This window comes from uncultured Methylibium sp. (assembly GCF_902826655.1).
Taxonomy (GTDB): Bacteria; Pseudomonadota; Gammaproteobacteria; order Burkholderiales; family Burkholderiaceae_C; genus Methylibium.
This window is the reverse complement of the sequence record NZ_CADEFR010000009.1, coordinates 36,558-63,439: the sequence shown is the minus strand read 5'-3', so window position 1 is coordinate 63,439 and position 26,882 is coordinate 36,558. Positions and strand designations below refer to the sequence as shown.

The following is a 26,882-nucleotide window of genomic DNA, read 5'->3' as shown; positions in this document are numbered from 1 at the left end:
TTTCTCTCGCCTTCCGCACCGATGCAAGCCACGCTGAAGCAACTGCTCTCCCAAGGCGCCGACGGTGCCACAGCCATTTCCGCCCCCGGCCGCGCGCCGCTGAGCTATGCCGGCCTGCGCACGCTGGTTGACGAGACGCTGTCCACGCTGAATGCGCTGGGTGTGGGCCGCAACGACCGCGTCGGCATCGTGCTGGCCAACGGGCCGGAGATGGCGACCTGCTACCTGGCCTGCGCGTCCGGTACGACGAGCGCGCCGCTGAACCCGGCCTACCGCGCCGACGAGTTCGAGTTCTATCTCTCGGACCTGAACGCCAAGCTGCTGATCGTCGAGCAGGACAGCAGCTCGCCGGCGATCGAGGTGGCCGCCAAGCTGGGCGTGCGCATCGCCGACCTGGTGGTGCCGGCCGGGGCGCCGGCCGGCAGCTTCCGTCTCGTCCCGCGCAAGGCGTCGGCGGTGGCGCCGGCGGTCCAGGGCGGCTACGGCGAGCCGGCCGACGTCGGCATGGTGCTGCACACCTCGGGCACGACCTCACGGCCGAAGATCGTGCCGCTGTCGGTCGGCAACCTGTTCGCGTCGGCGGCCAACATCCGCACGACGCTGCAGTTCACGCCGAGCGACATCGGCTTGAACATCATGCCGCTGTTCCACATCCACGGGCTGATCGCCGGCGTGCTGGCACCGATCTCGGCCGGCTCGCAGGTGTTCTGCACCCCCGGCTTCAACGCGCTGAAGTTCTTCGCCTGGATGGACGAGGCCAAGCCCACCTGGTACACGGCCGTGCCGACGATGCACCAGGCCATCCTGCAGCGCGCCAAGGGCAACATGGACGTGATCGCGCGCCATCCGCTGCGTTTCCTGCGTTCGTCCTCGTCGTCGATGCCGACTCAGGTCATCCGCGAGCTGGAAGAGGTCTTCAAGGCGCCGCTGATCGAAGCCTACGGCATGACCGAGGCGACCCACCAGATGGCCAGCAACCCGCTGCCCCCGAAGGCGCGCAAGCCCGGCGCGGTCGGCCTGCCGGCAGGCCCCGAGGTCGAGATCATGGGCGACGACGGGGCCATCCTCCCGGCCGGCGAGATCGGCGAGATCGTGATTCGCGGCCTCAACGTGACCGCCGGCTACGAGAACAACGAGAAGGCCAACGCCGAAGGCTTCCGCAACGGCTGGTTCCGCACCGGCGACCAGGGGTCGAAGGACGCCGACGGCTACCTCAGCCTGACCGGGCGCCTGAAGGAGATCATCAACCGCGGCGGCGAGAAGATCAGCCCGCGCGAGGTCGACGAGATCCTGATGGACCATCCGGCGGTCGGGCAGTGCGTGGTGTTCGGCATGCCGCACGCCAAGCTCGGCGAGGAAGTCGCTGCCGTGGTCGTGCTGAAGGACGGCGCCAGCGCCACCGAGCGCGAGATCCAGGACTTCGTCGCCAGGCGCGCCGCGGACTACAAGGTGCCCAAGAAGATCCTGTTCATGGACGAGATTCCCAAGGGAGCGACCGGCAAGCTCCAGCGCATCGGGCTGGCGGCCAAGCTCGGCCTCGCCTGAACACGCTTTCCATCCTCAAGGCAGTTCACAACGAAGGAGACGATGACGTGGCAGCTACTCCGTTCAAACCCTGGCGCGGCCTGGCCGCTGCAGCGGCTGCTTGCGCCGCGTTGTTCGCCCCGGCCGCCGGCGCCTGGGAGCCGAGCAAGCCGATCGAGTTCGTCGTGCCGGCGGGCACCGGCGGCGGTGCCGACCAGATGGCGCGCTTCATCCAGGGCGTGGTCGCCAAGAACAACCTGGCCAAGCAGCCGATCGTCGTGGTGAACAAGTCGGGCGGCGCCGGCGCCGAGGGCTTCCTCGACGTCAAGGGCGACAAGGGCAACCCGCACAAGATCGTCATCACGCTGTCGAACCTGTTCACGACGCCGCTCGCGACGGGCGTGCCGTTCAACTGGCGCGACATGACGCCGGTCGCGATGCTCGCGCTCGACCAGTTCGTGCTGTGGGTCAACGCCGATTCGCCCTACAAGACCGCGAAGGACTACGTCCAGGCCGTCAAGGCCGGCGGGGACCGCAGCTTCAAGATGGCGGGCACCGGATCGAAGCAGGAAGACCAGATCATCACCGTGCTGGTCGAGAAGGCCGCAGGCAAGAAGATCACCTACGTGCCCTTCAAGGGCGGCGGCGATGTCGCGGTCCAGCTGGTCGGCGGCCACGTGAACTCGACCGTCAACAACCCGATCGAGGCCGAGAGCCACTGGCGGGCCGGCAAGCTGCGCGCGCTGTGCGTGTTCGACAAGCAGCCGATGCCGTACAAGACCAAGCTGACGGCGACCCAGTCCTGGGCCGATCTGCCGACCTGCAGCTCGGCCGGCCTGCCGGTCGACTACGTGATGCTGCGGGGCATCTTCATGGCCCCGGGCGTGTCCCAGGACCAGGTCGACTTCTACATCGACCTGTTCAAGAAGGTCCGCGCGCTGCCCGAGTGGAAGGACTTCATGGAGAAAGGTGCCTTCAACCAGACCTTCATGACGGGCGAGGAGTACTTCAACTGGCTGGGCCGCAACGAGCAGATGCACCGCGTCCTGATGAAGGAAGCGGGTTTCCTGGCCCAGTGACGATCACCCCCGTTGCGCCGTCGGCGCTCCCTTGCCGGGGCGCGCCGATGGCGGACCGGCGGCGCCGGATCCGCGGCGACTGCCGGGTCGATGCGCCATCGTTGGCACCGTTGAGCGGATACCTATGAACTCAGATTCTTCAGACCGTGGCGTGGGGACGCGCTGGCCCGAGGTGGCCGTGGCCGCCTTCCTGCTGGCGCTGGCCGCGCTGGTGATCGCCGACAGCCTGCGTGTGGGCATCGGCTGGGCCGACGACGGGCCGCGCTCGGGCTACTTTCCCTTCTACATCGGCCTGATGCTGGCCGGCTCCAGCGGCTGGGTGCTGATCAAGGCACTGATCGCCTGGAAGAAGACGAGCCCGGTATTCGCCGAGCGCGAGCAGATCGCGCTGGTGATGGCGATGCTGCTGCCGATGACGATCTACGTCGGCGCGATCTGGCTGCTGGGCATCTACGTCGCGTCGTTTGCCTTGATCGGCTACTTCATGCGCCGGCACGGCAAGTTCGGCTGGCCCTTGTCGGCGGCGGTGGCGGTCGGCGTTCCGCTGGTCTTCTTCGTGGTCTTCGAGCGCTGGTTCCTGGTGCCCCTGCCCAAGGGTCCCCTCGAGCGGCTGATCGGGCTCTGAGCATGGAAGAGATCAACAACCTGATGCATGGCTTCGCCGTCGCCCTGACGGCCAAGAACATGCTGTTCATGCTGATCGGCATCACGCTGGGCGTGCTGATCGGTGTGCTGCCCGGCCTGGGCGGCGCCAACGGCATCGCGATCCTGCTGCCGCTGACCTTCAGCATGGATCCCACCTCGGCGATCATCATGCTGAGCTGCATCTACTGGGGGGCGCTGTTCGGCGGGGCGATCACGTCGATCCTGTTCAACATCCCCGGCGAACCGTGGAGCGTGGCGACCACCTTCGACGGCTATCCGATGGCGCAGCAGGGCAAGGCGGCGCAGGCCCTGACGGCCGCCTTCACCTCGAGCTTCGTCGGCGCACTGATCGCCGTCATCGTCATCACCTTCCTGGCGCCGCTGCTGGCGAAGTTCGCGCTGAAGTTCGGGCCGGCGGAGTTCTTCGCGGTCTACCTGCTGACCTTCTGCAGCTTCGTCGGCATGAGCAAGGAGCCGGCGGCGAAGGTGATCGCATCGATGATGCTGGGCTTTGCGCTCGCCTGCGTCGGTCTGGACAACGTCACCGGCCAGCTGCGCATGACCTTCGGCAGCACCGAACTGCTCAAGGGCTTCGACTTCCTGATCGCGGTGATCGGCCTGTTCGGCATCGGCGAGATCCTGCTGACGATGGAGGAGGGCCTGGCGTTCAAGGGCAAGAGCGCGAAGATCAGCCCGACGGTGGTGTTCCAGACCTGGGCCGGCCTGTGGCGCCACTGGAAGACCTTCCTGCGCTCCACCGCGATCGGCTGCTGGATGGGCATCACGCCGGGCGGCGCGACGCCGGCGTCCTTCATGAGCTACGGCGTCGCGCAGCGCATGTCGAAGAACCCGCAGGGCTTCGGCAAGGGCGAGATCGAGGGCGTGGTCGCCCCCGAGACCGCGGCGCACGCCGCCGGCACGTCGGCGCTGCTGCCGATGCTCACGCTCGGCGTGCCGGGTTCGCCGACCGCCGCCGTGCTGCTGGGTGGCCTGCTGATCTGGGGCCTGCAGCCGGGGCCGATGCTCTTCGTCGAGCAGAAGGACTTCGTCTGGGGCCTGATCGCGTCGATGTACCTCGGTAACATCGTCGGCCTGATCGTCGTGCTGACCACGGTGCCGTGGTGGGCCGCGATCCTGCGGATCCCGTTCTCCATCATCGCGCCGGTCATCATCGTGGTGTGCGCGATCGGCGCGTACACGGTCAACAACTCGATGTTCGACGTGGTGATGATGCTGGTCTTCGGCGTCTTCGGCTATCTCTTCAAGAAGCTCAAGTACCCGCTGGCGCCGCTGGTGCTGGCGCTGGTGCTGGGCAAGGGCGCGGAGTCCAGCTTCCGGCAGGCGATGCTGCTGTCCGAGGGCAGCCTGTCGATCTTCTGGTCCAACGCGCTGGTCGGCGGCATCGCCTCGCTGGCGATCCTGCTGCTGCTGTGGCCGCTGTGGGGTGCCCTGAAGGCGCGGGCCAAGAACCGCGAGCAAGGCGCGAGCGCGGCATGAAGATCGCCGTCGTCGGGGCCGGCGCGATCGGCGGCTACCTGGGCGCGAAGCTGGCGATCGCCGGCGAGGACGTGACCTTCATCGCGCGCAACAGGAATCTGGCGGCGATCCAGGCCAACGGCTTTCGCCTGATGCTCGAGGACGGCAGCGAGCAGCACGCACCGACCGCCAAGGCCGTGCAGCGCATGGCCGAGGCCGGGCCGCAGGATGCGGTGCTGCTGACGGTCAAGGCGCATCAGGTGCGCGACCTGCTGCCCGAGTTGCGCGACCTCTTCGGCCCGCAGACCGTGGTCGTGACCATGATCAACGGCGTGCCGTGGTGGTACTTCCACAAGCTGGCCGGGCCGTACGAAGGCCGGGCGCTGTCCAGCGTCGACCCGGACGGCGCGATCGCGGCCCACATCGAGCCCGAGCGCGTGATCGGCAGCGTGGTGTACCCGGCGGCCGAGCTGGTGGCGCCCGGCGTCGTGAAACTCATCGAGGGCAACCGTTTCACCCTCGGCGAGCCCGACGGTACGCGCAGCCCGCGCATCGAGGCGCTGTCGCAGGCCATGATCAAGGCCGGTTTCAAGAGTCCGGTCAGCAAGGACATCCGGGGCGAGATCTGGGTCAAGCTGTGGGGCAACCTGAGCTTCAATCCCATCAGCGCGCTGACGCACGCGACGCTGGAAGACATCTGTCGCTACCCGCTGTCGCGCGAGCTCGCGGCCAGCATGATGCGCGAGGCCCAGGCGGTGGGCGAGAAGCTCGGCGTGCAGTTCAAGGTCTCGCTCGACCAGCGCATCGCGGGCGCCGAGGCGGTCGGCGCGCACAAGACCTCGATGCTGCAGGACGTGGAAGCGGGTCGGGCGCTGGAGCTGCAGGCGCTGGTCGGCAGCGTCGTCGAGCTGGCTCGCATCACCGCGACGCCGACGCCGACGATCGACGCGATCTACGCGGCGACCAGCCTGCTGGGCAAGACGCTCGGCGACGCGAAGGGCCGGCTCGCCGTGCAAGCGCTGGGCTGACGCGGCGAGCGCGGCGTCTCAGTGCGTCGCGCTCGGCTGCACCGCGGGCATCGCGACCTCGCGGCCGATCACCGTGCGTGCGTACAGGTAATTGTGGCGTGCCCGCTCGCTGAGGCCGTCCATGTCCACGTGGCCGGCGGCGTCGCAGGGAAAGGCGTAGGCCCGGCCGTCGTCGAACAGCGAGCGGAACCTCAGTTCGTAACGCGGGCGGGGCTGGGGCGTCGTGGCGGTGTTCATGGCGGGATTCCGATCGCGGTGCTGCATGTCTGAAAGCTAGGCGTTGCAGCGGGGCGCTTCCATGCCGTGCTTCGGGGGTGGAGGGGCAGGAAGCGAGAAGCCTGGCACGGTGCGAGTCCCGAAGTGCACGCGGCGATCAACGGGGCAGACGCGCCAGTTCGTCGAGCAGACGCTGTCGGTCGATGCAGTCGGCCGCCAGGTCGGCCAGCACCTTGAAGAAGTTGTCGCGGTCACCGGCGACGGACAGTGCGTTCTTGACCATCAGCCGGGCAATCGGGCCGATGTGCGCCGCCAGCAGGGCCTGGGCGGCCTCCAGCGTCGCTGGTTGCAGGGCTTGTGCGCCGGCAACTTCGAGCACCAGCGTCGGCGGTGCCGCACGCAGCGGCGGTGGCGCCGCGACGACCGCGCCCGGCCGCAGTCGCGCGGCGGCGGCGAGGAAGAGCTTGCGATCGTCCGCCGCCAGTGCCGCCGCGGCCAGCGTCTCGGTCAGGGCGGCAACATCGCCAGCGGGCGTCACGGCGGCCTGGCGCTGCACCAGCACGCGTGCCAGCGGTCCCAGGTGTTCGGCGAGCAGGATCTCGATCGCCTTGAGCTGCGTGGCCTCCCAGGCCGGGCCGGTGGCCTGTGGGGGTTTCGGTACGGCGGCCGGCAGGCTGTCGACCCGCGGCTGCGGCTGCGACTGCATCGGCAGCCGCGGCCCGACCGGCGTGGTGGCGCGCGCATCGGTGACCGCTTCGATGCCCCGGATCAGCGCCGTCGACAGCCGGCGGTTCACCGGCCGCGAGGCCAGCGACAGCAGCGCGTCCCGGAACTCGAGGGCGCTCGCAAACCGATCGACGGGCCGCTTGGCCAGGGCGCGCGCGACCACGTCGTCGTAGCAGGCTTCGGTCGGCAGCGTGCCTTCGACCTTGGACGGTGCGGTCGGCTCGTGCTGCAGCACCTGGTACATGACCTCGGAGTCGGTGCCGGCGAAGGGCGGGACGCCGGTCAGCATCTGGTAGAGCAGCACGCCGCAGGAGAACAGGTCGACGCGCTGATCGGGCGCCTCGCCGGTGTAGCGCTCCGGCGCGATGTAGCCGGGCGAGCCGATGAGCAGCAGCGTGTGCTGCAACTGGGTCAGCGCGTTCGACTCGATGCGGGCGATACCGAAGTCCGTGACCTTGAGCCGCCCCTCCGACGTGATGATCAGGTTGGCCGGCTTGACATCGCGGTGCCACACGCCCTGCTCGTGCGCGTAGTGCAGGGCCTCGAGGAGCTGCACCATCAGACTCAACACGTCAGCTTCCGGCAGGCGCAGCGGCAGCGCCAGGTACTGGCCGAGCGAGCAGCCCTGTGCGTACTCCATCGCGATGTAGGCGGTGCCGGCTTCCTCGCCGTACTCGTAGACGGAGACGATGCCGGGGTGCGACAGGCGCCCGGCCGCCTGGGCCTCGTTGCGGAAGCGCTGCGCCGCCGAGATGCTGCCGGACTGGACGTCGAACAGGTGGCGCCGGATCGCCTTGACCGCGACGGCGCGGTGGATCACCGGATCGACCCCCTTGTAGACCGTGCCCATCGCGCCCTCGCCGAGCACGCCGGTCAGGACGTACTTGCCGAGGCGGGCCGGATGCTCCTGGCCCGGCGGCGCGGATTCCAGCAGGTCGGCGCGGGCGTTCACGACGGGCCCCAGGTGGCGCGCGTGGACAGGCGCGACCGGTCGGCGGACGAGGTCGTGTTCATGCGGTCTCGAGCATCTTCATCGCCTGCACCAGGCTCTTGCGCATGCGGGCGAAGGACTGGACCAGCACGCCGATCTCGTCGCGGCTGGCCGGCACCAGGGCCGGCGCCGACGGGTCGCCGCGGCTGACGCGGTCGGCCACGGCCGAGAGTCGTGTCACCGGGCGGATGACCATCCACCACAGCATGCCGTTCAGCGCCAGTGCGATGACGACGAAGACCGCGCTCAGCAGCGCCATGAAGACGCCCCAGGCGCGCTCTGCGCGCTGCAGCGGGACGGCCATCGGCACCGACACGAGCTGGGCGCCGACGATCTCGTCGACATGCCAGCCGAAGCCGTTGGCCGGCCCGTACTTCTCGACCAGGGTCTTGGGCGCGGCGTCGACCGTGCTGTGGCAGCGCAGGCAGGCGCCGTCGGCAATGCGGATCGGGCGGGCGATGTAGAGCGACCGGCCGGCCGGCGTGTCGCGCTGGCCGACGAACTCCTTCGTCGTCGTCGACTTCCTGAACTCCGAGATCACGTCGACCTCCCACTCCACCGCGCGGTCGCGGGGATTGGTCGGATTCAGCGTGGCTTCCTTGTAGCTGTACTCGGGGTAGTTCTTCTGCACCTTGGCCAGCACCTCGGTGGCCGAGAAGGCCGGCACCGACTGCGGCAGGAAGCTGTACTTCATCTGCGTCTCGAGCAGCGGGGCCACCTGGGTCGACGTGTAGGAGCGCACGGCCAGCGCCTTCTCCATCATGAAGCGCGCGTGCTGCAGCACTTCTTCCTGCGCGTTGCGCTGCAGCAGCTCGCGCGTGACGAAGCCGGTGGCGCCGAGGCCGAGCAGGAACACGGTGATGAAGACCAGGTTGAACTTGAGCAGCAGCTTCATGAGGCTTCCTTCGCGCCGGAGCGCTGGATTCAGGGCAGGCGCGGCAGCGACGGCACACGCGGGCTGCGGTCCGGCGTTGCGGCGCTGGTCAGCGGCAGCAGCTCCGGGGCGAACAGCGGTGCGCGCAGCGTGGTCGCGACCTGAGGAGCCGCCGCCGGCGTCGTCGTCGCCCGGGCCACCGGACGCGGCTTGGGCGGTGCGTACTTCTCGGGGAACAGCGTGCGGTCCCACTCGGGGTGCATGGCGAGCTCGGCCAGCAGCGCGCTGCGGAACTGCGGCTCGCGGGCCTTGCCGCGCCAGCGCTGGACGAAGCCGTAGCGCAGTGCGCGTTCGCCATGGATCCATGGCGCGACATCGACATAGGCGATCTCGGTGGGTGCAGGCGGCGCGACAAGCCTGTCCTGGAACCGCGAAGCGCGCATCGGCAGCGAGTCGGTGAATGCGCGGGGCATCGCCTTGAGCATCGCCGCGCCGGGTCTCGGCGTCAGCGTGCCGGCGTCGTCACCCTGGCGGACGTAGGCCTCGCCGTCCTTCAGCGCGTGCGTCAGAGGCGGCCGCGTCGCAGCCCGTTCGACCAGGCGCAGGCCACCGGACTCGACGAAGGCCAGGACCGCGTCGTCGGCGATGCGCAGCACCACGGAGCCGCTGACGTCGGTCGCGTCGAGACGCGGGGATGCCAGGCCGAGGCCGGAGCCCGTGAGCTTGAACCAGCCGCTCAGCGCATACAGGCGCGACGGGCGATCGGTGCCGCTCTCGGCCGCGAGCCGCGGCTGCAACTGCAGGCGAGTGGCCGGCCCGAGGTCGACGGCCGAGCCGTCGCTGAACTCGATGCGCACGACGCGCGTGCCGTCGGCCGTATGCACGATGTCCTCGGCCTCGAGTCGCAGGCCTTCGACCGCGGTGAAGCGCGAGGACTCGCGGATGACCTGGGCTTCGCCGTCCACGATGGTGACGACCGGCGCAGGGGACGGGTTCGCCGCGACCGGCGCCGACGACCCGAGCAGGGCGAGCGTCGCGGACAGCAGCAGGGCATCGAGTCGCATGGTCAGGAACTCCCGGAGCATCGCGCTCCATGACCATGCAGGGTAGTGGCTGGGTCGCAGGAACCAATCGTCCGTAGGGGGGACGATCACCGGCCCGGATGAGGGAGCCGCCGAGCTCCGCTTCCTCTCGTTCGGCCCCCTAGGTTCGAATCAGCGCTCAGCCGTAGAGGTTGCTCAGCACGCCGATGCCGTCGATCTCGACCTCGACCTGGCTGCCGGCTTTCATCGGCATCACGCCGAGCGAGGTGCCGCACAGGATCACGTCGCCGGGCTCGAGCGTCATGTCCTGCGAGAGGCGCGACACCAGCTCGGCCGGCGAGAAGACCATGTCCGACAGCGCGTAGTTCTGCCGCTCGCGGCCGCCGACTCGCGTGCGCAGCGTCGCCCGCGCGAAGTCGAAGTCGGTCTCGATCACCGGACCGAAGACGCCGAACCCGTCGAAGCTCTTGGCGCGCGCCCATTGCGGGAAGCTCGGGTCGCGGCCGATCAGCTCCATGGCCGTCACGTCGTTGGCGCAGGTGTAGCCGAAGACATGCGACGCCGCGGCGTCGATCGACACGGCGCGTGCCGTGCGGCCGATCACGACGGCGAGTTCGCCTTCATAGGCGATGCGCCCCACGTCGCCGGCCGGCGCGCGGATCGTGGCGCCGTGTGCGGCGAAGCTGCTGGACGCCTTGAGGAAGTACAGCGGCTCGGCGGGTCGTGCCCAGCCGTTCTTCTCGGCCAGCGCCTGGAAGTTGTTCCACAGGCCGATCATCTTGCCGGGGCTGCAAGGCGTCAGCCACTCGACGTCGGACACGGGCAGTCGTTCGCCGGTGTCGCGCGGCGTAGCGAACAGGTCGCCCTCGTGGATGCGCACGTGCCCCTCGTCCAGGGTCCCGAAGCCCACCCGGTCCGCGTGCCGGAAGCGCAACCACTTCATGCCGATCTCCTTCGAGCGACGATGCCTGCGCCAGGGCGCTCGTTGCGATAGTTCCACCACGGCAGCACCTTGGTCAGCGCCAGCACCGCCCCGGGCTCGGTCGCCCGGTAGCCGGGCAGCGCCGACAGCGTCTGTGCCCAGGCGGTCGATCCGAGCAGCGCGACCAGCCGCTGCACGGCGGGCAGATCGAGGCTGCTCTTCAGCGTCACGAGGAAGTAGCGCTCGTGGGCCAGTGGCACGAAGTCCAGGCCGGCGCTGCGCGCCGCGGCCTCGAGGCCGAAGGCCACGTCGGCGGCGCCGCTGGCAACCGCCTGGGCGGCGGCGACGTGCGACGGTTCGATCAACGCATAGTCGGCGCCGAGGTCCAGGCCGTCGCGCTGCGCCAGCTCCTCGAGCAGGACTCGCGTGCCGGTGCCCTCGGGCCGGCCGACCCGGCGCAGGCCGGGCCGTACGAAGTCGGCCAGCGCGGCGAGGCCGAGCGGATTCCCCGCCGCCACCATCAGGCCCTGGGCGCGCTGCGCGAACCCGATCAGCTTGTGATGGCCCGGCCGCAGACGGGCCCGGTAGGCCCGGGCGCTGACCGAGCGACTGGCGACACCGTCCAGCACATGAAAGCCCGCGAGCAGGCAGCGGCCGGCATCCAGCGCACGCAAGGCGTCCAGGCTGCCGGCGAACTCGATGTCCAGGTGCAGTTGCTCGGCGAGCGCCAGCTCGCGCAGCAGCGGCAGCGCCTGGTCGTGGCTGGCGCAGACCGAGAGCACATCGACGCGGTCGTCGAAGGCGTCGGCAAAGGCGCGCTCCAGCTCCATCCGCAGCGCCTCGATCTGCGGAGCCAGCCGGGCCTGGGCGCGTCGTTCGGCCCACAGCAGCTTCTCGCCGAAAGGGGTCAGCAGCGCGCGCTGCCCCTTGTTCCAGACGATCAGTGAGCGGCCCAGGGTGGTCTCCCAGCGCTTCAGTTCGCCCCATACGTGGCGGTAGGACAGGCCCAGCGCCTTCGACGCCGCCAGCACCGAGCCGCCGCCGTGCAGCGCGTCCAGCAAGGCCAGCAAGGGGTGGTGGACCGGCTGCTGGCTGCCGTCGTCGCCCAGGCTGTAGGTCAGCTGGACGCGGTGCGCGGCGCGGCCGCGCAGGGGCAGGGGTCGGTGGGAGTCGTCGCTATGCATGCTTGTTCATATCGCCGGCGCTCGGGGGTCTCCATAGCATCGCGGGCGTCGCAGTGTGCCGCAAAGGCGTGAGCGCGAAGTCCGCAAGTCGAGTCCCCGGAATGGATGCCTTTGTCGAGAGTCTGCGCACGGCCTGGTTGCTGATCCTGCACGCCGATGCGCAATTGCTGCGGGTGGTCGGCCTGTCTCTCGGAGTCAGCGGCACGGCCTGCCTGCTGGCGGCGGGCCTGGGCCTGGCCGGCGGGGCCGCGCTCGCCGTGGCCCGCTTTCCCGGGCGGCGCAGCGTGCTGGTGGTCCTGAACACGCTGCTCGCGCTGCCCTCGGTGGTGGTCGGACTGGTGGTCTACCTGCTGCTGTCGCGATCGGGTCCGCTCGGGTCCTGGGGGCTGCTTTTCACGCCGGGCGCGATGGTGATCGCGCAGACGGTGCTGGTGGTGCCGGTCGTGGCCGCCCTGACGCGCGAGGCGATCGCCGACAGCTGGAAGCAGAACGGTGAGCAGCTCACGTCCCTCGGCGCGAGCCGCTGGACCGCCGGGCTGCTGCTGTTGTGGGACGAGCGCCTGGCGCTGCTGACGGTGCTGCTGGCGGCCTTCGGCCGGGCCATCTCCGAAGTCGGCGCGGTGATGATCGTCGGCGGCAACATCGACGGCCACACCCGCGTCATGACCACGGCCATCGCGCTCGAGACCAGCAAGGGCGACCTGCCGCTGGCGCTGGCGCTGGGCATGGTGCTGCTGGGCGTGGTGTTGCTGCTCAACGTGCTGATCGCGCTGGTGCGCTGGTGGGCGACCCACCACCCGGGCGGTTCGAGTGGCCCGGCGACCGACGCCGTGCCGGTGGCGGGAGGGGCGGCCAATGGCTGAGCCCTTGATTTCGCTCGACGCGGTCGGCTTGCGCTACGGCACGCTCGACGCGCTGCGCTCGGTCAACCTGCGCATACAGGCCGGCGAGCGAGTGGCCTTCATCGGTGCCAACGGATCGGGCAAGAGCACGCTGCTGCGCGTGCTGCACGGCCTGCTGCCGCCGACCAGCGGCGAGCGGCGCCAGGCAACGGGCGTCGACGGTCGGCCGTTGCGCATCGCGATGCTGTTCCAGCGGCCCTTCCTGCTGAGGCTCTCGGTCCTGGGCAACGTGAAGCTGGCCCTGTGGCTGGCGGGCGTGCGCGGTGACGCGGCCCGGACGCGCAGTGTCGAGGCCCTCCAGCGTGTCGGGCTGGCCGATCAGGCCCAGCGGCCCGCGCGCGCTCTCTCGGGCGGCCAGCAGCAGCGGCTGGCTCTGGCGCGGGCCTGGGCGCTGCAGCCCGACGTCCTGCTGCTCGACGAGCCGACCGCGAGCCTCGACCCCAGCGCCAAGCGCGAGGTCGAGCACCTGCTCGGCGAGTTCGCCGACCAGGGGCTCGCGCTGCTGATCGCATCGCACAACCTCGGCCAGGTCAAGCGCCTGGCGCAGCGCGTGGTCTATCTGGAGCAGGGGCGTGTGCTGGCCGACGTGCCGGCCACCCAGTTCTTCGACGGGGCGGTGCTGCCGCCCGAAGCCAAGTTGTTTCTCAAGGGAGAGTTGCCATGGTGAACGAGAACAGGCGCGCGGTGTGGCGCGTCATGGGTGCGGCGCTGACGGGTCTGGCGCTGTCGGGGGCAAGCTGGGCGCAGGACAGGAACATCGTCATGGCGTCGACCACCTCCACCGAGCAGTCCGGCCTGTTCGCACACCTGCTGCCGGCCTTCAAGAAGGCCAGCGGCATCGACGTGAAGGTGGTCGCGCTGGGGACCGGGCAGGCGCTGGACATGGGGCGGCGCGGCGATGCCGACGTGCTGTTCGTCCACGACCAGGCGGCCGAGGAGAAGTTCGTCGCCGACGGCTACGGCCTCAAGCGCCAGCCGGTCATGTACAACGACTTCGTGCTGGTCGGACCCAAGGCCGATCCGGCTGCGGTGAAGGGCACCGACATCGTCGCGGCACTCGGCAAGCTGGCCAAGGGCGGCAGCGCCTTCGTCTCGCGCGGCGACAAGAGCGGCACCCACGCGGCCGAGCTGCGCTACTGGAAGGCCGCCGGCATCGAGTCGCCCAAGGCCGGATACGCCGCCTACCAGGAGTGCGGCTGCGGCATGGGGCCGGCGCTCAACATCGCGGCGTCGAGCAATGCCTACGCGCTGGCCGATCGCGGCACCTGGCTGTCGTTCAAGAACCGCGGCGACCTGGCCATCCTGGTCGAAGGCGACCAGCGGCTGTTCAACCAGTACGGCGTGATCGTCGCCAATCCGGCCAAGCATCCGCACACGAAGACCGCGCTGGCGCAGGCCTTCGCCGACTGGGTCGTCTCCGCCGAAGGCCAGGCGACGATCGCGAGCTACCAGATCGGCGGTCAACAGCTGTTCTTCCCGAACGCGGGCACGAAGTGAGGCGCGGCGACCTCGCACGTGCGCTGGCGATGGCGATGGGCGTGGGGCTCGCGGGCGGGGCGGCGGCGCAACCGGCCGAGCTCGTCGTCTACGCTGCCGGCAGCCTGCGCGCCGCGCTGACCGAAGTCGGCCGGCGCTACGAGGCCCTGCCCGAGGTCGGCAAGGTCCGCTTCGTGTTCGGCGCGTCGGGCCTGCTCAAGGACCGGCTGGTGGCCGGCGAGGAGGCGGACCTGTTCGCGTCCGCCAACATGCAGCACCCGCAGGCCCTGGCCGATGCCGGCAAGGCGGGCGCGGTGCAGCGCTTTGCACGCAATCGCCTGTGCCTGCTGGCCCGCCCCGAGGCCCGGGTCACGACCGACAACCTGCTGGGGCGGCTGCTCGACCCGGCCGTGCGTGTCGGCACCTCCACGCCCAAGGCCGATCCGTCGGGCGACTACACTTGGGAGATGTTCCGCAAGCTCGCGGCGCGAGGCGGTCCCTACGCCGGGGCCTACGAGACGCTGGACCGCAAGGCGCTGCAGCTGACGGGCGGGCCGGGCTCGCCGCCCCCGCCCACCGGGCGCAGCGTGTACGGCGCGCTGCTGGAAGGCGGTCAGGCCGACGTCTTCGTCACCTACTGCACCAATGCCTTGCAGGCGCGGCAGGAGGTTCCGGGGCTGCAGCTGCACGACCTGCCGGACGACGTGAACGTGGCGGCCGACTACGGGGTGGTGCGGTTGGGCGCGTCGGGCGCCCGGGCGCAGCGCTTCCTCGATCTGCTGCTGGGCGCCGAGGGCCAGGCGATCCTGCGGCGCCAGGGCTTCGCCGAGCCCTAGAACCGCCGCGCCGTCACTGCGGCTCGAAACCCAGGGAGCGGCTCTCGCCGAACACCGTGTCCGGCCCGCGCAACGCGGCCGGCACGGCGCGGCGGCGGCCCTGGCGCTTGGCCTCGTAGAGCGCCTGGTCGGCGCGGTGCTGGGCCGACTCGAGCGCTTCGCTGGGTTCGATCTGCACGACACCGAAGCTCAGGCTCAGCGGCAGGGGCAGGTTGCTGCGCTGCGCATCGAGCCGGCGCGTGATGCGCTCGGCCACCAGCAGCGCGTCGTCGACGCTCGCGCCGGGCAACAGCAGCATGAACTCGTCGCCGCCGACGCGCCCCATCACGTCGCGGGTGCGCAGCGTCTCGCGCGTGCAGCGTGCGACCAGTCGCAGCGCCTCGTCGCCGACGGCGTGCCCGAGCGTGTCGTTGATGCGCTTGAAGTGGTCGATGTCGAACAGCACCAGCACGGCCGAGGGGGCCCCGCTGCGGCCGACGATCGCGGTGGCCAGCTCCTCGAAGTGACGACGGTTCGGCACCTGCGTCAGCATGTCGATGTCGGCCAGCACGCGCAGCTGGCGCTGCGTCTCGCGCAGGTCGCGCACCGTGCGCTCGTGCGTCAGCACGAGGCACAGGTAGACGGTGAACAGCATGCCGATCAGCAGCGGCAGCACCACGCCGGCCGCCACCAGCGGACGCGCCGGCAGGTCGCCGGCGCCGGCCATGCCGACCAGCGCCACCACGCGCAGCAGCGGCACGGCGGCCATCGCGATCATCAGCAGCACCAGCAGCTTGAGGGCCGGGCTGCGCCGGCGTTCCTCGATCCGGTAGAGGAAGACGGCCGCGTACAGGTAGAGCAGCAGCGAGGACAGGCTGAACGCCGTCGAGCGCACCAGCTGCGGCATGTCGCCGACCCAGCAGGCCAGCCAGGCCGCATAACAGAGCGCGAACGCGGTCGCGTCGATGGCCGGGCTGGAGAACAATCGGTCGCGTGCGAAGAAGCGCCGCACGCCGGTAACGATCAGCATCGGCCACACCAGCACCAGGAAGATGCCCGGCACCACGGCCTCGGGCCAGACGCCGCGCACCGCGTGCAGCACCGCGCCGGCCGCGGCCAGCCACATCGCGCCGGTCCACCACCAGTAGCCGCGGTAGACGCGCTGGCTGATGCCGAAGATGGTCATGATGGCCGCGGCCGCGCTCATGACCACGACCGACATGAGCATCAGCGTGGGCAGGTGCAGGGCGAAGGAGGCGGGGGAGTCCGGCATGGCGTCTGGAGGTCGACTCGATTCTCCGGGGCCGATCTTCGGGGGGATCCCCCCAAAGGTGGGTGAGGCCAACAGCGATTGTCGAAGAACGCCGCGCCGCGCAGAACTACGTCACGACGCTTCGTTACCATGCCGCGCTGGCAAACGTGCGCTATCGCACTGATGGAGATCGAGATGGCAATGGACGTGGTCGACTACGAGATCAAGGGCGCGGAGATGCAGTTCGTCGAGGTCGAGCTCGACCCCGGCGAAGCGGCGATCGGCGAGGCCGGCAGCATGATGTTCATGGACGCCGGCATCGGCATGGACACGGTGTTCGGCGACGCCTCGGCGCAGCAGGGCGGCATCTTCGGCAAGCTCCTGGGTGCCGGCAAGCGGCTGATCACCGGCGAGTCGCTGTTCACGACGGTCTACACCAACAACGCTGCCGCCAAGCAGCGCGTCGCCTTCGCGGCGCCCTATCCGGGCAAGATCCTCGCGATGGACCTCAAGGCGCTGGGCGGCACGCTGATCTGCCAGAAGGACGCCTTCCTGTGCGCGGCGCGCGGCGTGAGCCTGGGCATCGCGTTCCAGCGCAAGCTCGGTGTCGGCTTCTTCGGCGGCGAGGGCTTCATCATGCAGAAGCTCGACGGCGACGGTCTCGCCTTCGTGCACGCCGGCGGCAGCATCCTCAAGCGCGAGCTGCAGCCCGGCCAGACCCTGATGGTCGATACCGGCTGCGTGGTGGCCTACACGCAGCACACCGCCTTCGACATCCAGTACGTCGGCAAGATCAAGACCGCGCTGTTCGGCGGCGAGGGCCTGTTCTTCGCCAGGCTGACCGGACCCGGCACGGTGTGGCTGCAGAGCCTGCCGTTCTCGCGCCTGGCGAGCCGCGTGTTCGCTGCCGCGCCGCAGCGTGGCGGTTCGCGCGAGGAGGGCTCGGTGCTCGGCGGCTTCGGCGCGGGTGGCCTGCTCGGTTCGGTGCTGGGCGGCGACGAGGAGTGAAGTCTCCCCGGCGGGCTAGCGCGTGCCTTGCGCTGCCGGACAGAGCCGTCGATCGATCTCGCGCAGCAGCATGTCGACCGCGAGCGGCTTGACCAGGTAGCCGTCGAATCCCGCCCGCATCGCTGCGTCGATCTCCTCGGGCATGGCGTTGGCCGAGATCGCGATGCAGGGCAGGCCGCGCAGCGTCTCGTCGGCCCGCACCGCGGCCAGAACGTCGAGCCCGCTCATGCCCGGCATCATCATGTCGATGAGCAGCAGGTCCGGCGGCGCTGCGCGCGCCATCGCGATGCCCTCGTGCCCCGAGCCGGTCGACTGCAGACGGACGGCGGGGCGGGCCGCGAGGTAGGCTTGCATCAGGATGCGATTGGTCTCCTCGTCGTCGATGTAGATCACCGCGCCGGCGCCGGGAGGTGCCGCGGCCTGGGGAGCCGGCTCCGGGCCGCCGGAATGCTCGCCCGCGGCCTCGCGCGACGGCGACAGCGGCAGTTCGACGTGGAAGTCGGTGCCGACGCCCGGCGCGCTCACCACCTCGAGCCGCCCGGCCATCAGCTCGACGAGGCTGCGCGTGATGATCAGGCCGATGCCGGTGCCCGGGATGTCGCCGCCTTCACGGCCCAGCCGGTTGAAGGGCTGGAACAGCTGTTCGACCTGCTGCGGCGTCAGTCCCGGTCCGGTGTCGGTGACCCGCAGGTGCAGCATGCCGTCGCCGGCGCTCAGGGTGAGCGTGACGCGGCCGCCCGGGCGGTTGTACTTGACCGCGTTCGACAGCAGGTTCAGCACCACCTGCCGCAGGCGCGTGCGGTCGGCGTGCACCGCGGGCAGGGCTTGCGCCGGGACCTCGAGCTCGATGGAGATTCGACGCGCCTCGGCCTGCGCCGCCATCTGCCGCATCGCATCGCGCACGACGTCGGCGGCATCGACCTCGGTCAGGTCGAGGCGCAGCGTGCCCGCCTCGACGCGGGACAGGTCCAGCAGGTCGTCGATCAGCGACAGCAGGTGATGACCCGCGTGCAGCACGTGCTCCAGCTCGCGCTGCTGCGCCGGGACCAGCGTGCCGGGCGTGTCGCGCTGCAGGATCTGCGTGAAGCCGAGGATGGCGCTCAGCGGCGTGCGCAGCTCGTGGCTCATCCGCGCCATGAACTCGGTCTTGGTGCGGTTCGCATGCTCGGCCAGACGCTTCTCGACCATGGCGGCCTCGGCGCGGCGGCGCTCGGCTTCGAGCGCGAGCTGGCGGGTGCGCAGCACGCGCTGGGCGGTCGCGCCGGCGACCGCCAGCAGGGCGAGCAGCAGGAAGGGCACCCGCACGGCAGCCCACCAGCCCTGCCAGTAGACCGAGAGCGGCGTGGCGACGAACATCGTCAGCGGGTAGTTCTCCAGCCGCTGGAAGGCATAGCCGCCCGCCAGGCCGAGGATCGACGACTCGCCCTGCGCGTAGCCGCTGCGCGTAGCCGCTGCGCGAGGCTCCGCTGCCGCCGCGCGGCACGACCCCCGTGCGCGGACTGCCGTAGATGCTGTCCTGCGTCGACTGGGGCGGCGCCGGGAACAGGCTGATGAGGTAGCCGTCGTCGCGGATCATGCCCAGCGACGAATGGGCGACCACCGGCGCGTCGCTCCAGAAGCGCTGCAGCACGTCGGCCGGCAGCGTGGCCGAGATGAAGGCGACCGGCCGGCCGTCCGCGCCGCGCAGGACGTGGCGCATCGGGACGAACCAGCCGGGCGCGACGGTCGCACGCAGGGGTCGCCCGAGGTCGAACTTGGTCTGCGGCGTCAGGCTCTCGAGGAACTCGACCCACGATGGCCCGCGCACGCGCGTCACGCGCGGCAGCATCGCGCGATCCGGCGAAACCGCCGCAGCGACGATCCGGCCGTCGACGTCCAGCAGGTTGATCGCCGTGAAGGTGGGGTGCAGGTCGCGAAAGCGCCGGATCAGGGTCGACGCGCGGGGCATGTCCTCGAGGCCGGGGCCGGCCTGCAGCGCGTCGCCCAGTCCTTCGATGGACGCCTCGAGCTCGACGAAGTAGCTGTTGGTGGCTTTCTGCGCGATCTCCAGCACGGTCTGCATGCGGGCGATCTGCTCGGCGCGCACCGCGTTCCACGCGAGCACGCCGTAGACCAGTGCGCCGACGCACAGGACCCCCCCACCGATGGCGGCGAGAGGGTGGCTGGTCGGCAATCGCAGCGGTGTCATGGCGAGGCGCGCCCGGCAGGCGTCGCTTCCGTTGTAACCCGGATTGCCGCGCGCCGGAGTGGTGGAACCACCCCGGATCGCTGACGGTTGGCGCGCTACAAGGCCTCGGTGCGGGCCTCCAGCCACGCTCGGGCGCTGCCGTGCGTCAGCGGCGCCAGTCGCTCGCGCACCCGTGCGTGGTAGCCGTTCAGCCAGGCGATCTCGTCCTCGCGCAGCAGGCTGCGGTCGATGCAGCGGGTGTCGATCGGGCACAGGCTCAGGGTCTCGAACTCGAGGAAGTCGCCGAACTCGTCGGCCGGCGCGGCGACGTTCATCACCAGGTTCTCGATCCGCACGCCCCAGCGGCCCGGCCGGTACAGGCCCGGTTCGATGCTGGTGACCATGCCGGCTTCCATCGCCATCTCGGGCGCGGGCACGGCCTTGCTGATGGACTGCGGGCCTTCGTGCACGTTGAGGAAGTAGCCGACGCCGTGGCCGGTGCCGTGACCGAACTCCAGGCTCTCGGCCCACAGCGGCGCGCGCGCCAGCGCGTCCAGCATGGGGCTGGGCGTGCCGCGCGGAAAGCGCGCGCGCGACAGCGCGATCGTGCCCTTGAGCACCAGCGTGACGTCGCGCTTCATGGCGGCGCTCGGCGTGCCGATCGGCCACACGCGCGTGATGTCGGTGGTGCCGCCGAGGTACTGCGCGCCGGAGTCGATCAGCAGCAGGCCGTCGGCCGCGACTCCGTCGGGGCGGGAGACGATGGCGTGCGAGTCCGGCGTGGCGCGGTAGTGCGGCATCGCACCGTTGGCATTGAAGCCGGCGATCACCGGGAAGCTCAGGCTGACGTAGCCGGGCTGCTTCTGGCGTTCCGCGCTCAGGCGCTCGGCGATCGTCAGCTCGGTGATCGTCTCGCGGCCGAGCGCCTGCTCGAACCAGGCGTAGAAGGCGCACATCGCGGCGCCGTCGCGCGCCATGGCTTCGCGGATGAAGCCGGCTTCGGCGGCGGTCTTGCGGCTCTTGGCCAGCGTCGACGGGTTGATCGACTCGACGATGCGCACGCCGACCGCCACCGCCTCGCGCAGGCCGAGGGTGACGCGTCGCGGGTCGATCAGCAGCGTCGCGTCGGCGGGCAGCGCGCCGAGCGTCGCGCGGGCCGCGTCGTAGGGCCGCAACTGCACGCCGTCGGCGGCCAGCGTCGCGGCCAGTGCCGCGTCGATCTTGCCGTCGCCGACGAAGAGCTGCACGCCGCCCGGCGCGACGATCGCGTGTGCCAGGAACACCGGGTTGTAGTCGACGTCCGCGCCGCGCAGGTTGAAGAGCCAGGCGATGTCGTCGAGCGTCGAGACCAGGTGGTGGCTCGCGCCGTGCTGCGCCATGGCCGTCCGCAACAGTGACAGCTTGTCGGCGCGGGAGGTCGGTGCCTCGGGCGCGCGGTGCTCGTAGACGCCGGCCGTCGGCAGGGTCGGCCGCTCGGGCCAGGCGCCGGCCAGCGGGTCGGTGTCGGTGCGCAGCGCGATGCCGGCTGTCGCCAGCGCGGCGCGCAGCGACTGCGCCGCCGCCAGGCCCAGCACCGCGCCGTCGACCGCGAGCGTCTGCCCGGGCTTCAGCTGCGCGACCAGCCAGTCGACATGCGCGGCCGAACTGCCGGTCGCGATCTTCACGAGCTCGACGCTGCTGCCGGTGAGCTCGGCCTCGGCCTGGACCCAGTAGCGGCTGTCGGCGAACAGGGCGGCGCGATCGGCCAGCACGACCAGCGTGCCCATCGAGCCGGTGAAGCCCGAGAACCATTCGCGGCCCTGCCAGTGGCCGGGCAGGTACTCCGACAGGTGCGGGTCGCTGGACGGCAGCAGCACGGCGTCGAAGCCGTTCGCGGCCATGCGGGTGCGCAGCTGCTCGAGCCGCAGGCGGGCGGGGTGGGTGCGGGTGTCCATCGGCTTCCTGGGTCGGGAGGGACGCGACGCTGCCGGGTCGGCGGCGCCGTGCGATGGCCCGATTCTAGGAAGTCGACGCCGCGGCGCTCAAGCCACGGTCTTGGCCGGCGGCACCTCGGGGTCGGCCACCACCCGGGCCTGGCGTTCGAAGCTGAAGTAGGCCCAGGCCCAGTCGCTCAGCACCACCAGGCGGTTGCGGAAGCCGATCAGGAAGTAGATGTGCACGAACAGCCAGAACAGCCAGGCGAAGGCGCCGCTGAACTTGACCGTGCCGAGCACCGGCACGTCGACCGAGGCGATCGCGGCACGACGGCCGATGGTGGCGAGCGCACCGTAGTCGAGGTAGCGGAACGGCAGCGTCGGCTCGCCGCGCAGGCGGCGCAGGAGGTTCTGTGCGGCCTGGCGGCCCATCTGCTTGGCGGCCGGGCTGACGCCGGGCACCGGCGTCGGCTCGCCCTTCTTCGGATGGCTCTTCGCCGCGGCGAGGTCGCCGACCACCGAGATCTCCGGATGGCCGGGAATCGTCAGGTCGGCCTGCACGACGACGCGGCCGGCGCGGTCGGTCTCGCAGCCGCTGCTGCCGGCCAGCGACCGTCCCAGCGGCGAGGCTGCCACGCCGGCGGCCCAGACGATGGTCTGGCTGTCGATGCGGCGCGGGCCGTCGGGGCTGTCGTAGTCCAGGCCTTCGGCGTCGATGCCCGTCACCCTGGCGTTCGTCAGGACTTCGACGCCGAGCATGTCGAGTTGCGCCTTCGCCCGACCCGACATCTCCTCGGTGAAGGCCGACAGCACGCGCGGCCCGCCCTCGATCAGCAGGACGCGCGCGCGGCGCGAGTCGATGCGGCGGTACTCGTCGGGCAGCGTGTGGTGGGCGATCTCGGCCAGCTGGCCGGCCATCTCGACGCCGGTCGGGCCGGCGCCGACGACCGCGAACGTCAGGCACTTCATGCGCTGGGCCTCGTCGTGCTTGCGCTCGGCGCGCTCGAAGGCCATCAGCACGCGGCGGCGGATCGTGAAGGCATCGGCCAGGGTCTTGAGGCCCGGCGCGTGCTGGGCCCACTGGTCGTTGCCGAAGTAGCTGTGCGTCGCGCCGGCGGCGACGATCAGGTGGTCGTAGGGGATGCGCTCCTTGCCGCCGTCGAGCTCGACGCTGCGGGCCGCGGTGTCGATGGCCGTGACTTCGCCGAGCAGGATCGTCAGCCGGCCGCGCTGCATCTCCTTGCGCAGGATGTGGCGGATCGGCCCCGAGATCGCCGGCGCCGACAGGTTGGCCGTGGCCACCTGGTAGAGCAGCGGCTGGAACAGGTGGTGGTTGGTGCGGTCGATCAGCGTGATCTCGACCTCGGCCCGGGCCAGGGCGCGCACCGCCTCGATGCCGCCGAAGCCGCAGCCGATGATGACGACGCGGGGACGGACAGGGGAGTCGGGAGCGTGGCTCATGGTGATGCGGACTGTGGCACGCCGTGCCCGCGCGAATAGGAAAGGCAGGTTCGTTGCCGCCGCTCAGGCGGCCGCGCCCGGGGTCTGTGCCCCCAGCGCGCGCAGCTTCTTGCGCACCAGGTCGATGTGGCTGCGCAGCGCATACAGCTCGTCGGCGTGCGACAGCGGCACCTGCAGCTGCTTGACGCGGGCGTCGAGCTGGTCCAGCTGCTCCATCAGCGGCTGGGCCCCTTCGGTCTGCCCGGCCAGGCTCTCCTCGATCTGCCGCAGCTTCGCGTACCAGCGGAACACGCGCGAGCGGATGCGCAGCTCGTACAGCGGCGGCAGCACGCGCGACAGCGGCAGCAGCACGACGATGATCGACGCCAGCACCACCCACATGCGGTCGATCAGATTGGCCAGCCAGAACGGCAGGTAGCGCTGCAGGAAGGGCGGGCCGGTGTCGAAGAATCGGTCCGCTTCCTTGGCCATCGGCAGCTCGGTGGCGCGCCGGTTCGGGAACTCGCGCCGCGTCTGGAACCAGCCGGCCTCGCTGTGGATGGTGTTCGCGGCCTGCACGAACAGGCGCTGCAGTGCCGGATGCGACGTGGGCTTCGCGACCAGCATCGCGGTCGGCGCCACCAGGTCGATGTCCTGCGGCGGCAGGTCGGCGTCGAGCTTGACGACGCCGCGCGGCAACCGCACGGCCGCCAGCATCGGCAGCCGGCGCGTGTAGGCCTCGGCCTGCGCGAAGTCCAGCAGGCGGATGCCCGGCGTCTGCAGCAGCAGCTGCACCATCGGGGCCTCCGGCGCCGAGACCAGCGCGAGCGCATCGATGCTGCCGTCCAGCAAGGCCATCACCGCGGGCGTCTGGCTCATGCGCTCGGCGACGATGTCCTCGGGCTCGAGGCCGCTCGCCGACAGCACGCGCTTCATCAGGTTGGTGATGCCGCTGCCCTTGGCACCGATGTTGACGCGCCAGCCCTTCAGCTCGGACAGCTTGTCGACGCGCTCGCGCTTCAGGCGCTGCTGCGCGCTGGCCTCGCGGTAGAAGATCCACAGCGGCTCGTAGAACAGGCTGCCCAGCGAGACCAGGTCGGGCGGCGCCTCGTCCTCGCCGCTGCGCAGCCGGCCCGCGCCGCCCTGGACGAAGGCGAAGTCGACGCCCGAGTCGGCGTCCTCGAGCAGCCGCAGGTTCTCGGACGAGCCTTCGGTGCCGCGCAGCTCGACCTGGATGCCGAACTTCCTGAGCTGGGCCTGGTAGCGCTGGCCGAACTCGGCGTAGGCGCCGTTGGCCGGGCCGGTCGCCAGCACCACCTTCTTCGGCGGCGTCGGATCCAGGGCCCAGTACGCCAGCCCCAGCAGCAGGGCGGCCAGCAGCACGAAGGGCCCGGCGGTGACCAGCAGGTCGCGGGTGCTCAGCAGGGTGTGGCGCAGGGCGGGAGGCATCGGCGGGGGCGTCGGGTCCGCCGCATTCTCGCCGCTGGCCGCGCGCGGCACCGCGGTGTTTCAGCCGCTTGCAGCCTCGGGGGCGACCCGCACGCAGGCCTTGCCGGCGCGCTTGGCCTCGTACATGGCGACGTCGGCGCGGCGGCGCAGGTTCTCGACGGTCTCGCCCGGCGCGTAGACCGCGATGCCGAGGCTGGGCGTCGACACGACCTGGCGTCCGCCCAGGGCATGCGGCAGCGACAGCGCCTGGACCAGACGCTCGCACTGCTGCAGCCGGTCGTCGGCGCCGCCGGCGTTCTCGAGCAGCACGGTGAACTCGTCGCCGCCGAGTCGCGCCACCAGGTCGGTGCCGCGCACCTGGGCCTTGAGACGGCGCGCCACCTCGATCAGCAGCAGGTCGCCGGCCTCGTGGCCGAGCGTGTCGTTGACGTGCTTGAAGCCGTCCAGATCGAGGTAGACCAGCGCCAGCGGCTGGCCCGAGCGGCGCGCGCGTGCGGTGGCCGCCTCGAGCTCCTCCTCGAAGTGACGGCGGTTGGGCAGGCCGGTCAGCGCGTCGCGCCGCGCCAGGTCGGCCAGCTGCTGCTTCTGGTCCTTGAAGACGGTGATGTCGGCGAACAGGCGCGCATGGTGGGTGACCACGCCGCGCTCGTCGGCGATCGCGATGACGTTGAGCCAGATGTCGAAGCGGCTGCCGTCGCGCCGCTGCTGGCGGCTCTCGCCGGTCCAGCGGCGATGCTCGCGCAGCGAGGACTCCACGCCAGGCAGGTCGGCATCGCTCAGGGCCGGCAGGCCGGCGTCGCCGGCCCAGCGGCCGATCAGGCCGTCGAGCGGCTGGCCGGTCATCGCCAGGAAGGCGGCGTTGACCTGGATGATGCGGTCGTCGCGGTCGCTCAGCACGATCGCATCGCCGGTCTCCTCGACGACCCGCGAGGTCAGGCGCAGCCGTTCGGCATCGGCGCGGCGCGCGGTCACGTCGTCGGCCACGACCAGGATGTGGTCGATCTCGCCGTCGGTGCCCAGCACCGGCGCCTTGCTGACGTCGAGGTAGCGGCGACCGTCGGGGCCGTCGTAGACCAGCTCGGGGTAGTGCGTCAGGCGCGGCTGGGCCAGCAGGGCCTCGACATGGGCGTCGCTGCGTGCGGCGACGTCGGCCGGCAGGAAGTCCTGGGCTCGCTGCCCGATCACGCGTTCTGCCGGGGCGTGGAAGGTCCGCTCGGCGGCGCGGTTCCAGTACATGAAGCGGCCGCGCGTCGCCGGCCGCACGCTCTTGGCGTAGACCGCCAGCGGCAGCATGTCGAGCAGGGTGCGGAAGAAGCTCTCGCGCTCGGCCAGGCGCTGCTCGGCCAGCTTGCGATCGGTGATGTCGCGCATGATCAGCGCCACGCCGTCGCCGACCGGCACGACCTGGTAGTGCAGCCAGCGATCGTGCACCTCGGCCGTCACGCCCAGCGCCTCGACGTCGATCGGGCGCTGCTGCGCCATGACCTTGCGCAGCAGCTCCATCAGGCCGTCGCTGCGCATCGACGGGACCAGCTCGCAGGCGCGCCGGCCGATCATCGCGTTGCGCTCCATCGCCAGCACCGATGCGGCACGGCGGTTGGCATCGGTGACGGTGAAGTCCTCGATCGCGCCGTCGGCGCCGCGCTCGGCGCGCAGCAGCCAGAAGGCGTCGAGGCTGCCGTCCAGCGTCGCCGCGTACAGCGCCTTCGCGTTGCGCTCGACCTCGCGGGTCGCGTCGAGGCGCCGTGCCTGCTTCCACAGCCCGCCTGCGGCGGCCAGGATCAGCAGCGCGATCGACGCCGCGCCGGCCAGCAGCTTGGCGCGTGTCGCCTCGTAGGCGGCGATCACCGGATCCGCGGCGATCGCGATCACGGCCAGCAGCGGGTGGCCGTCGACCGGTGCGGTGGCCACGAAGCGCCGCTGCAGGTCGACCGGGCTGACGGTGGCCGTCAGCGTCTCGCGCATCCGCAGCGCCAGCGCCTGCAGCCGCGTGGCGTCGATCCTGCCGCCGTAGGTCTGCTGGCCGTCGAGCAGCCGCGAGCGCACCAGGTTGTCGAGACCGAGCACGCTGATCGCGGTGCCTGGCGCCTCGCTGACGTGGAAGCCGCGCGTCAGCGCGGCGGGGTCGATCAGCGTGACGACGACGCCGTCGAAGTCGCTGCCGTCGCGCGTCAGGCCGCGCATCGCCGGCATCATCCAGCCCTGCGTCAAGGGATGCGGCTGCGGCAGGCCGATCGTCAGGCCGAGGTCGTTGTAGCGCAGATGGCGCTTGAAATCCTCGTCGTCGGCGATGTTGAGCGGCACGTCGATGGAACTGCTGTCGGTCACCATGCCGCGGCGGTCCGCCACGAAGACCGAGTGGGTCACCTCGAAGGCCAGCAGGCCGGCATGGCGCAGGTCCGTCAGGTCCATCGGGTTGCCGGTCTCCTGCAGCGCCTTGACCAGCAGCGTGGTCTGGTCGACCGAGTGCAGCACCTCGCGGACGCGCACGGCGAGCTTCTGGGCGCTGCGGTCGGCGTCGCGCAGGGCGCGCTGCATCTCGTCGCGGTGGGCTTCCTGCAGCGTGATCCGCGTCGCCACGCCGAGCGCGAGCAGCAACAGCGCCGCCACCGCCAGCAGGGCGCTGTGCAGCGGGAGCGGCCGGCGACGCGGCGCGGCGGTGGAAGGGGCGGCGGTGACCATCGAACGTCAGGCGCGCCGCAGCCGCGGCGCAGGGTTGCGCCTCGTTATCGGCGGCCGCCGCGGATTCTTC

Annotated in this window: 23 protein-coding genes; 11 read left to right on the top strand and 12 right to left on the bottom strand. The window is 70.9% G+C overall.

The annotated features are described in order from the left end of the window. The first annotated feature begins 21 nt into the window (after positions 1 to 21). The 5 genes from QZV97_RS06345 (at position 22) to QZV97_RS06325 (ending at position 5,752) form a co-directional block, all read left to right on the top strand. Positions 22 to 1,545, top strand: coding sequence for an acyl--CoA ligase (locus tag QZV97_RS06345; protein ID WP_295640226.1), 1,524 nt, complete (start codon positions 22 to 24; stop codon positions 1,543 to 1,545). Between the two features lie 80 nt (positions 1,546 to 1,625). After that, positions 1,626 to 2,603 (top strand): tripartite tricarboxylate transporter substrate-binding protein, encoded by a 978-nt coding sequence (locus QZV97_RS06340; RefSeq protein ID WP_295640345.1) that lies wholly within the window; start codon positions 1,626 to 1,628, stop codon positions 2,601 to 2,603. Positions 2,604 to 2,754: 151 nt separating this feature from the next. After that, on the top strand, positions 2,755 to 3,228 hold the full coding sequence (locus QZV97_RS06335; RefSeq protein ID WP_295640223.1) for a tripartite tricarboxylate transporter TctB family protein: 474 nt from the start codon (positions 2,755 to 2,757) through the stop codon (positions 3,226 to 3,228). Positions 3,229 to 3,230: 2 nt separating this feature from the next. Then, entirely contained in the window at positions 3,231 to 4,745 is a 1,515-nt protein-coding gene (locus QZV97_RS06330; RefSeq protein WP_295640220.1) for a tripartite tricarboxylate transporter permease, read from the top strand. Beyond that, positions 4,742 to 5,752, top strand: coding sequence for a 2-dehydropantoate 2-reductase (locus tag QZV97_RS06325; RefSeq protein ID WP_295640217.1), 1,011 nt, complete (start codon positions 4,742 to 4,744; stop codon positions 5,750 to 5,752). Before QZV97_RS06330 ends, QZV97_RS06325 begins: the two co-directional genes overlap by 4 nt. 18 nt (positions 5,753 to 5,770) lie before the next feature. Here QZV97_RS06325 and QZV97_RS06320 read toward each other — a convergent pair whose 3' ends face one another. From QZV97_RS06320 to QZV97_RS06295, 6 genes are all read right to left on the bottom strand, one after another. Next, entirely contained in the window at positions 5,771 to 5,989 is a 219-nt protein-coding gene (locus tag QZV97_RS06320) for a hypothetical protein (RefSeq protein ID WP_295640214.1), read from the bottom strand. Positions 5,990 to 6,125: 136 nt separating this feature from the next. Further along, entirely contained in the window at positions 6,126 to 7,646 is a 1,521-nt protein-coding gene (locus QZV97_RS06315; protein WP_295640211.1) for a serine/threonine-protein kinase, read from the bottom strand. 58 nt (positions 7,647 to 7,704) lie between these two features. Continuing rightward, positions 7,705 to 8,580, bottom strand: a complete 876-nt coding sequence (locus tag QZV97_RS06310) for a DUF3365 domain-containing protein (RefSeq protein WP_295640207.1) — start codon at positions 8,578 to 8,580, stop codon at positions 7,705 to 7,707. Positions 8,581 to 8,609: 29 nt separating this feature from the next. Beyond that, entirely contained in the window at positions 8,610 to 9,644 is a 1,035-nt protein-coding gene (locus QZV97_RS06305; RefSeq protein ID WP_295640204.1) for a hypothetical protein, read from the bottom strand. A gap of 136 nt (positions 9,645 to 9,780) precedes the next feature. After that, positions 9,781 to 10,545, bottom strand: a complete 765-nt coding sequence (locus QZV97_RS06300) for a fumarylacetoacetate hydrolase family protein (RefSeq protein ID WP_295640201.1) — start codon at positions 10,543 to 10,545, stop codon at positions 9,781 to 9,783. Then, complete coding sequence (locus QZV97_RS06295; RefSeq protein ID WP_295640198.1) at positions 10,542 to 11,708, bottom strand: substrate-binding domain-containing protein; 1,167 nt, start codon at positions 11,706 to 11,708, stop codon at positions 10,542 to 10,544. Before QZV97_RS06295 ends, QZV97_RS06300 begins: the two co-directional genes overlap by 4 nt. Before the next feature lie 101 nt (positions 11,709 to 11,809). On the opposite strand from QZV97_RS06295, the gene QZV97_RS06290 reads away from it, so the two are divergent. The 4 genes from QZV97_RS06290 to QZV97_RS06275 are packed head-to-tail and all read left to right on the top strand — an operon-like array spanning position 11,810 to position 14,922. After that, positions 11,810 to 12,571: an ABC transporter permease gene (locus QZV97_RS06290; RefSeq protein WP_295640195.1), complete on the top strand. Its 762-nt coding sequence runs from the start codon at positions 11,810 to 11,812 to the stop codon at positions 12,569 to 12,571. Beyond that, the gene (locus QZV97_RS06285) at positions 12,564 to 13,277 is read left to right on the top strand and encodes a phosphate ABC transporter ATP-binding protein (RefSeq protein WP_295640192.1); all 714 of its coding nucleotides are present in this window, start codon (positions 12,564 to 12,566) and stop codon (positions 13,275 to 13,277) included. The genes QZV97_RS06290 and QZV97_RS06285 overlap by 8 nt, the downstream gene beginning before the upstream one ends. Positions 13,278 to 13,306: 29 nt before the next feature. Next, positions 13,307 to 14,107, top strand: a complete 801-nt coding sequence (locus QZV97_RS06280; RefSeq protein WP_295640342.1) for a substrate-binding domain-containing protein — start codon at positions 13,307 to 13,309, stop codon at positions 14,105 to 14,107. Next, positions 14,104 to 14,922 (top strand): molybdate ABC transporter substrate-binding protein, encoded by an 819-nt coding sequence (locus QZV97_RS06275; RefSeq protein WP_295640188.1) that lies wholly within the window; start codon positions 14,104 to 14,106, stop codon positions 14,920 to 14,922. The genes QZV97_RS06280 and QZV97_RS06275 overlap by 4 nt, the downstream gene beginning before the upstream one ends. Before the next feature lie 13 nt (positions 14,923 to 14,935). Here QZV97_RS06275 and QZV97_RS06270 read toward each other — a convergent pair whose 3' ends face one another. After that, complete coding sequence (locus tag QZV97_RS06270) at positions 14,936 to 16,174, bottom strand: GGDEF domain-containing protein (protein ID WP_295640185.1); 1,239 nt, start codon at positions 16,172 to 16,174, stop codon at positions 14,936 to 14,938. 174 nt (positions 16,175 to 16,348) lie between these two features. Between QZV97_RS06270 and QZV97_RS06265 the strand changes: the two genes are divergently transcribed. Beyond that, positions 16,349 to 17,161: a TIGR00266 family protein gene (locus QZV97_RS06265; protein WP_295640183.1), complete on the top strand. Its 813-nt coding sequence runs from the start codon at positions 16,349 to 16,351 to the stop codon at positions 17,159 to 17,161. A 15-nt stretch (positions 17,162 to 17,176) separates the two neighbouring features. Here QZV97_RS06265 and QZV97_RS06260 read toward each other — a convergent pair whose 3' ends face one another. Continuing rightward, positions 17,177 to 18,517 (bottom strand): ATP-binding protein, encoded by a 1,341-nt coding sequence (locus QZV97_RS06260; RefSeq protein WP_295640180.1) that lies wholly within the window; start codon positions 18,515 to 18,517, stop codon positions 17,177 to 17,179. Between the two features lie 232 nt (positions 18,518 to 18,749). Here QZV97_RS06260 and QZV97_RS06255 point away from each other — a divergent pair, with 232 nt between their 5' ends. Beyond that, on the top strand, positions 18,750 to 19,433 hold the full coding sequence (locus QZV97_RS06255; RefSeq protein WP_295640177.1) for a hypothetical protein: 684 nt from the start codon (positions 18,750 to 18,752) through the stop codon (positions 19,431 to 19,433). Positions 19,434 to 19,444: 11 nt separating this feature from the next. On the opposite strand, the gene QZV97_RS06250 is transcribed toward QZV97_RS06255, so the two are convergent. From QZV97_RS06250 to QZV97_RS06235, 4 genes are all read right to left on the bottom strand, one after another. Continuing rightward, complete coding sequence (locus QZV97_RS06250; protein WP_295640174.1) at positions 19,445 to 21,262, bottom strand: aminopeptidase P family protein; 1,818 nt, start codon at positions 21,260 to 21,262, stop codon at positions 19,445 to 19,447. Between the two features lie 87 nt (positions 21,263 to 21,349). Beyond that, positions 21,350 to 22,702 (bottom strand): NAD(P)/FAD-dependent oxidoreductase, encoded by a 1,353-nt coding sequence (locus QZV97_RS06245; protein ID WP_295640171.1) that lies wholly within the window; start codon positions 22,700 to 22,702, stop codon positions 21,350 to 21,352. A gap of 63 nt (positions 22,703 to 22,765) precedes the next feature. Continuing rightward, positions 22,766 to 24,130: a TAXI family TRAP transporter solute-binding subunit gene (locus tag QZV97_RS06240; RefSeq protein ID WP_295640168.1), complete on the bottom strand. Its 1,365-nt coding sequence runs from the start codon at positions 24,128 to 24,130 to the stop codon at positions 22,766 to 22,768. A 60-nt stretch (positions 24,131 to 24,190) separates the two neighbouring features. Next, positions 24,191 to 26,812, bottom strand: a complete 2,622-nt coding sequence (locus QZV97_RS06235) for a diguanylate cyclase (protein WP_295640165.1) — start codon at positions 26,810 to 26,812, stop codon at positions 24,191 to 24,193. Positions 26,813 to 26,882 lie beyond the last annotated feature (70 nt).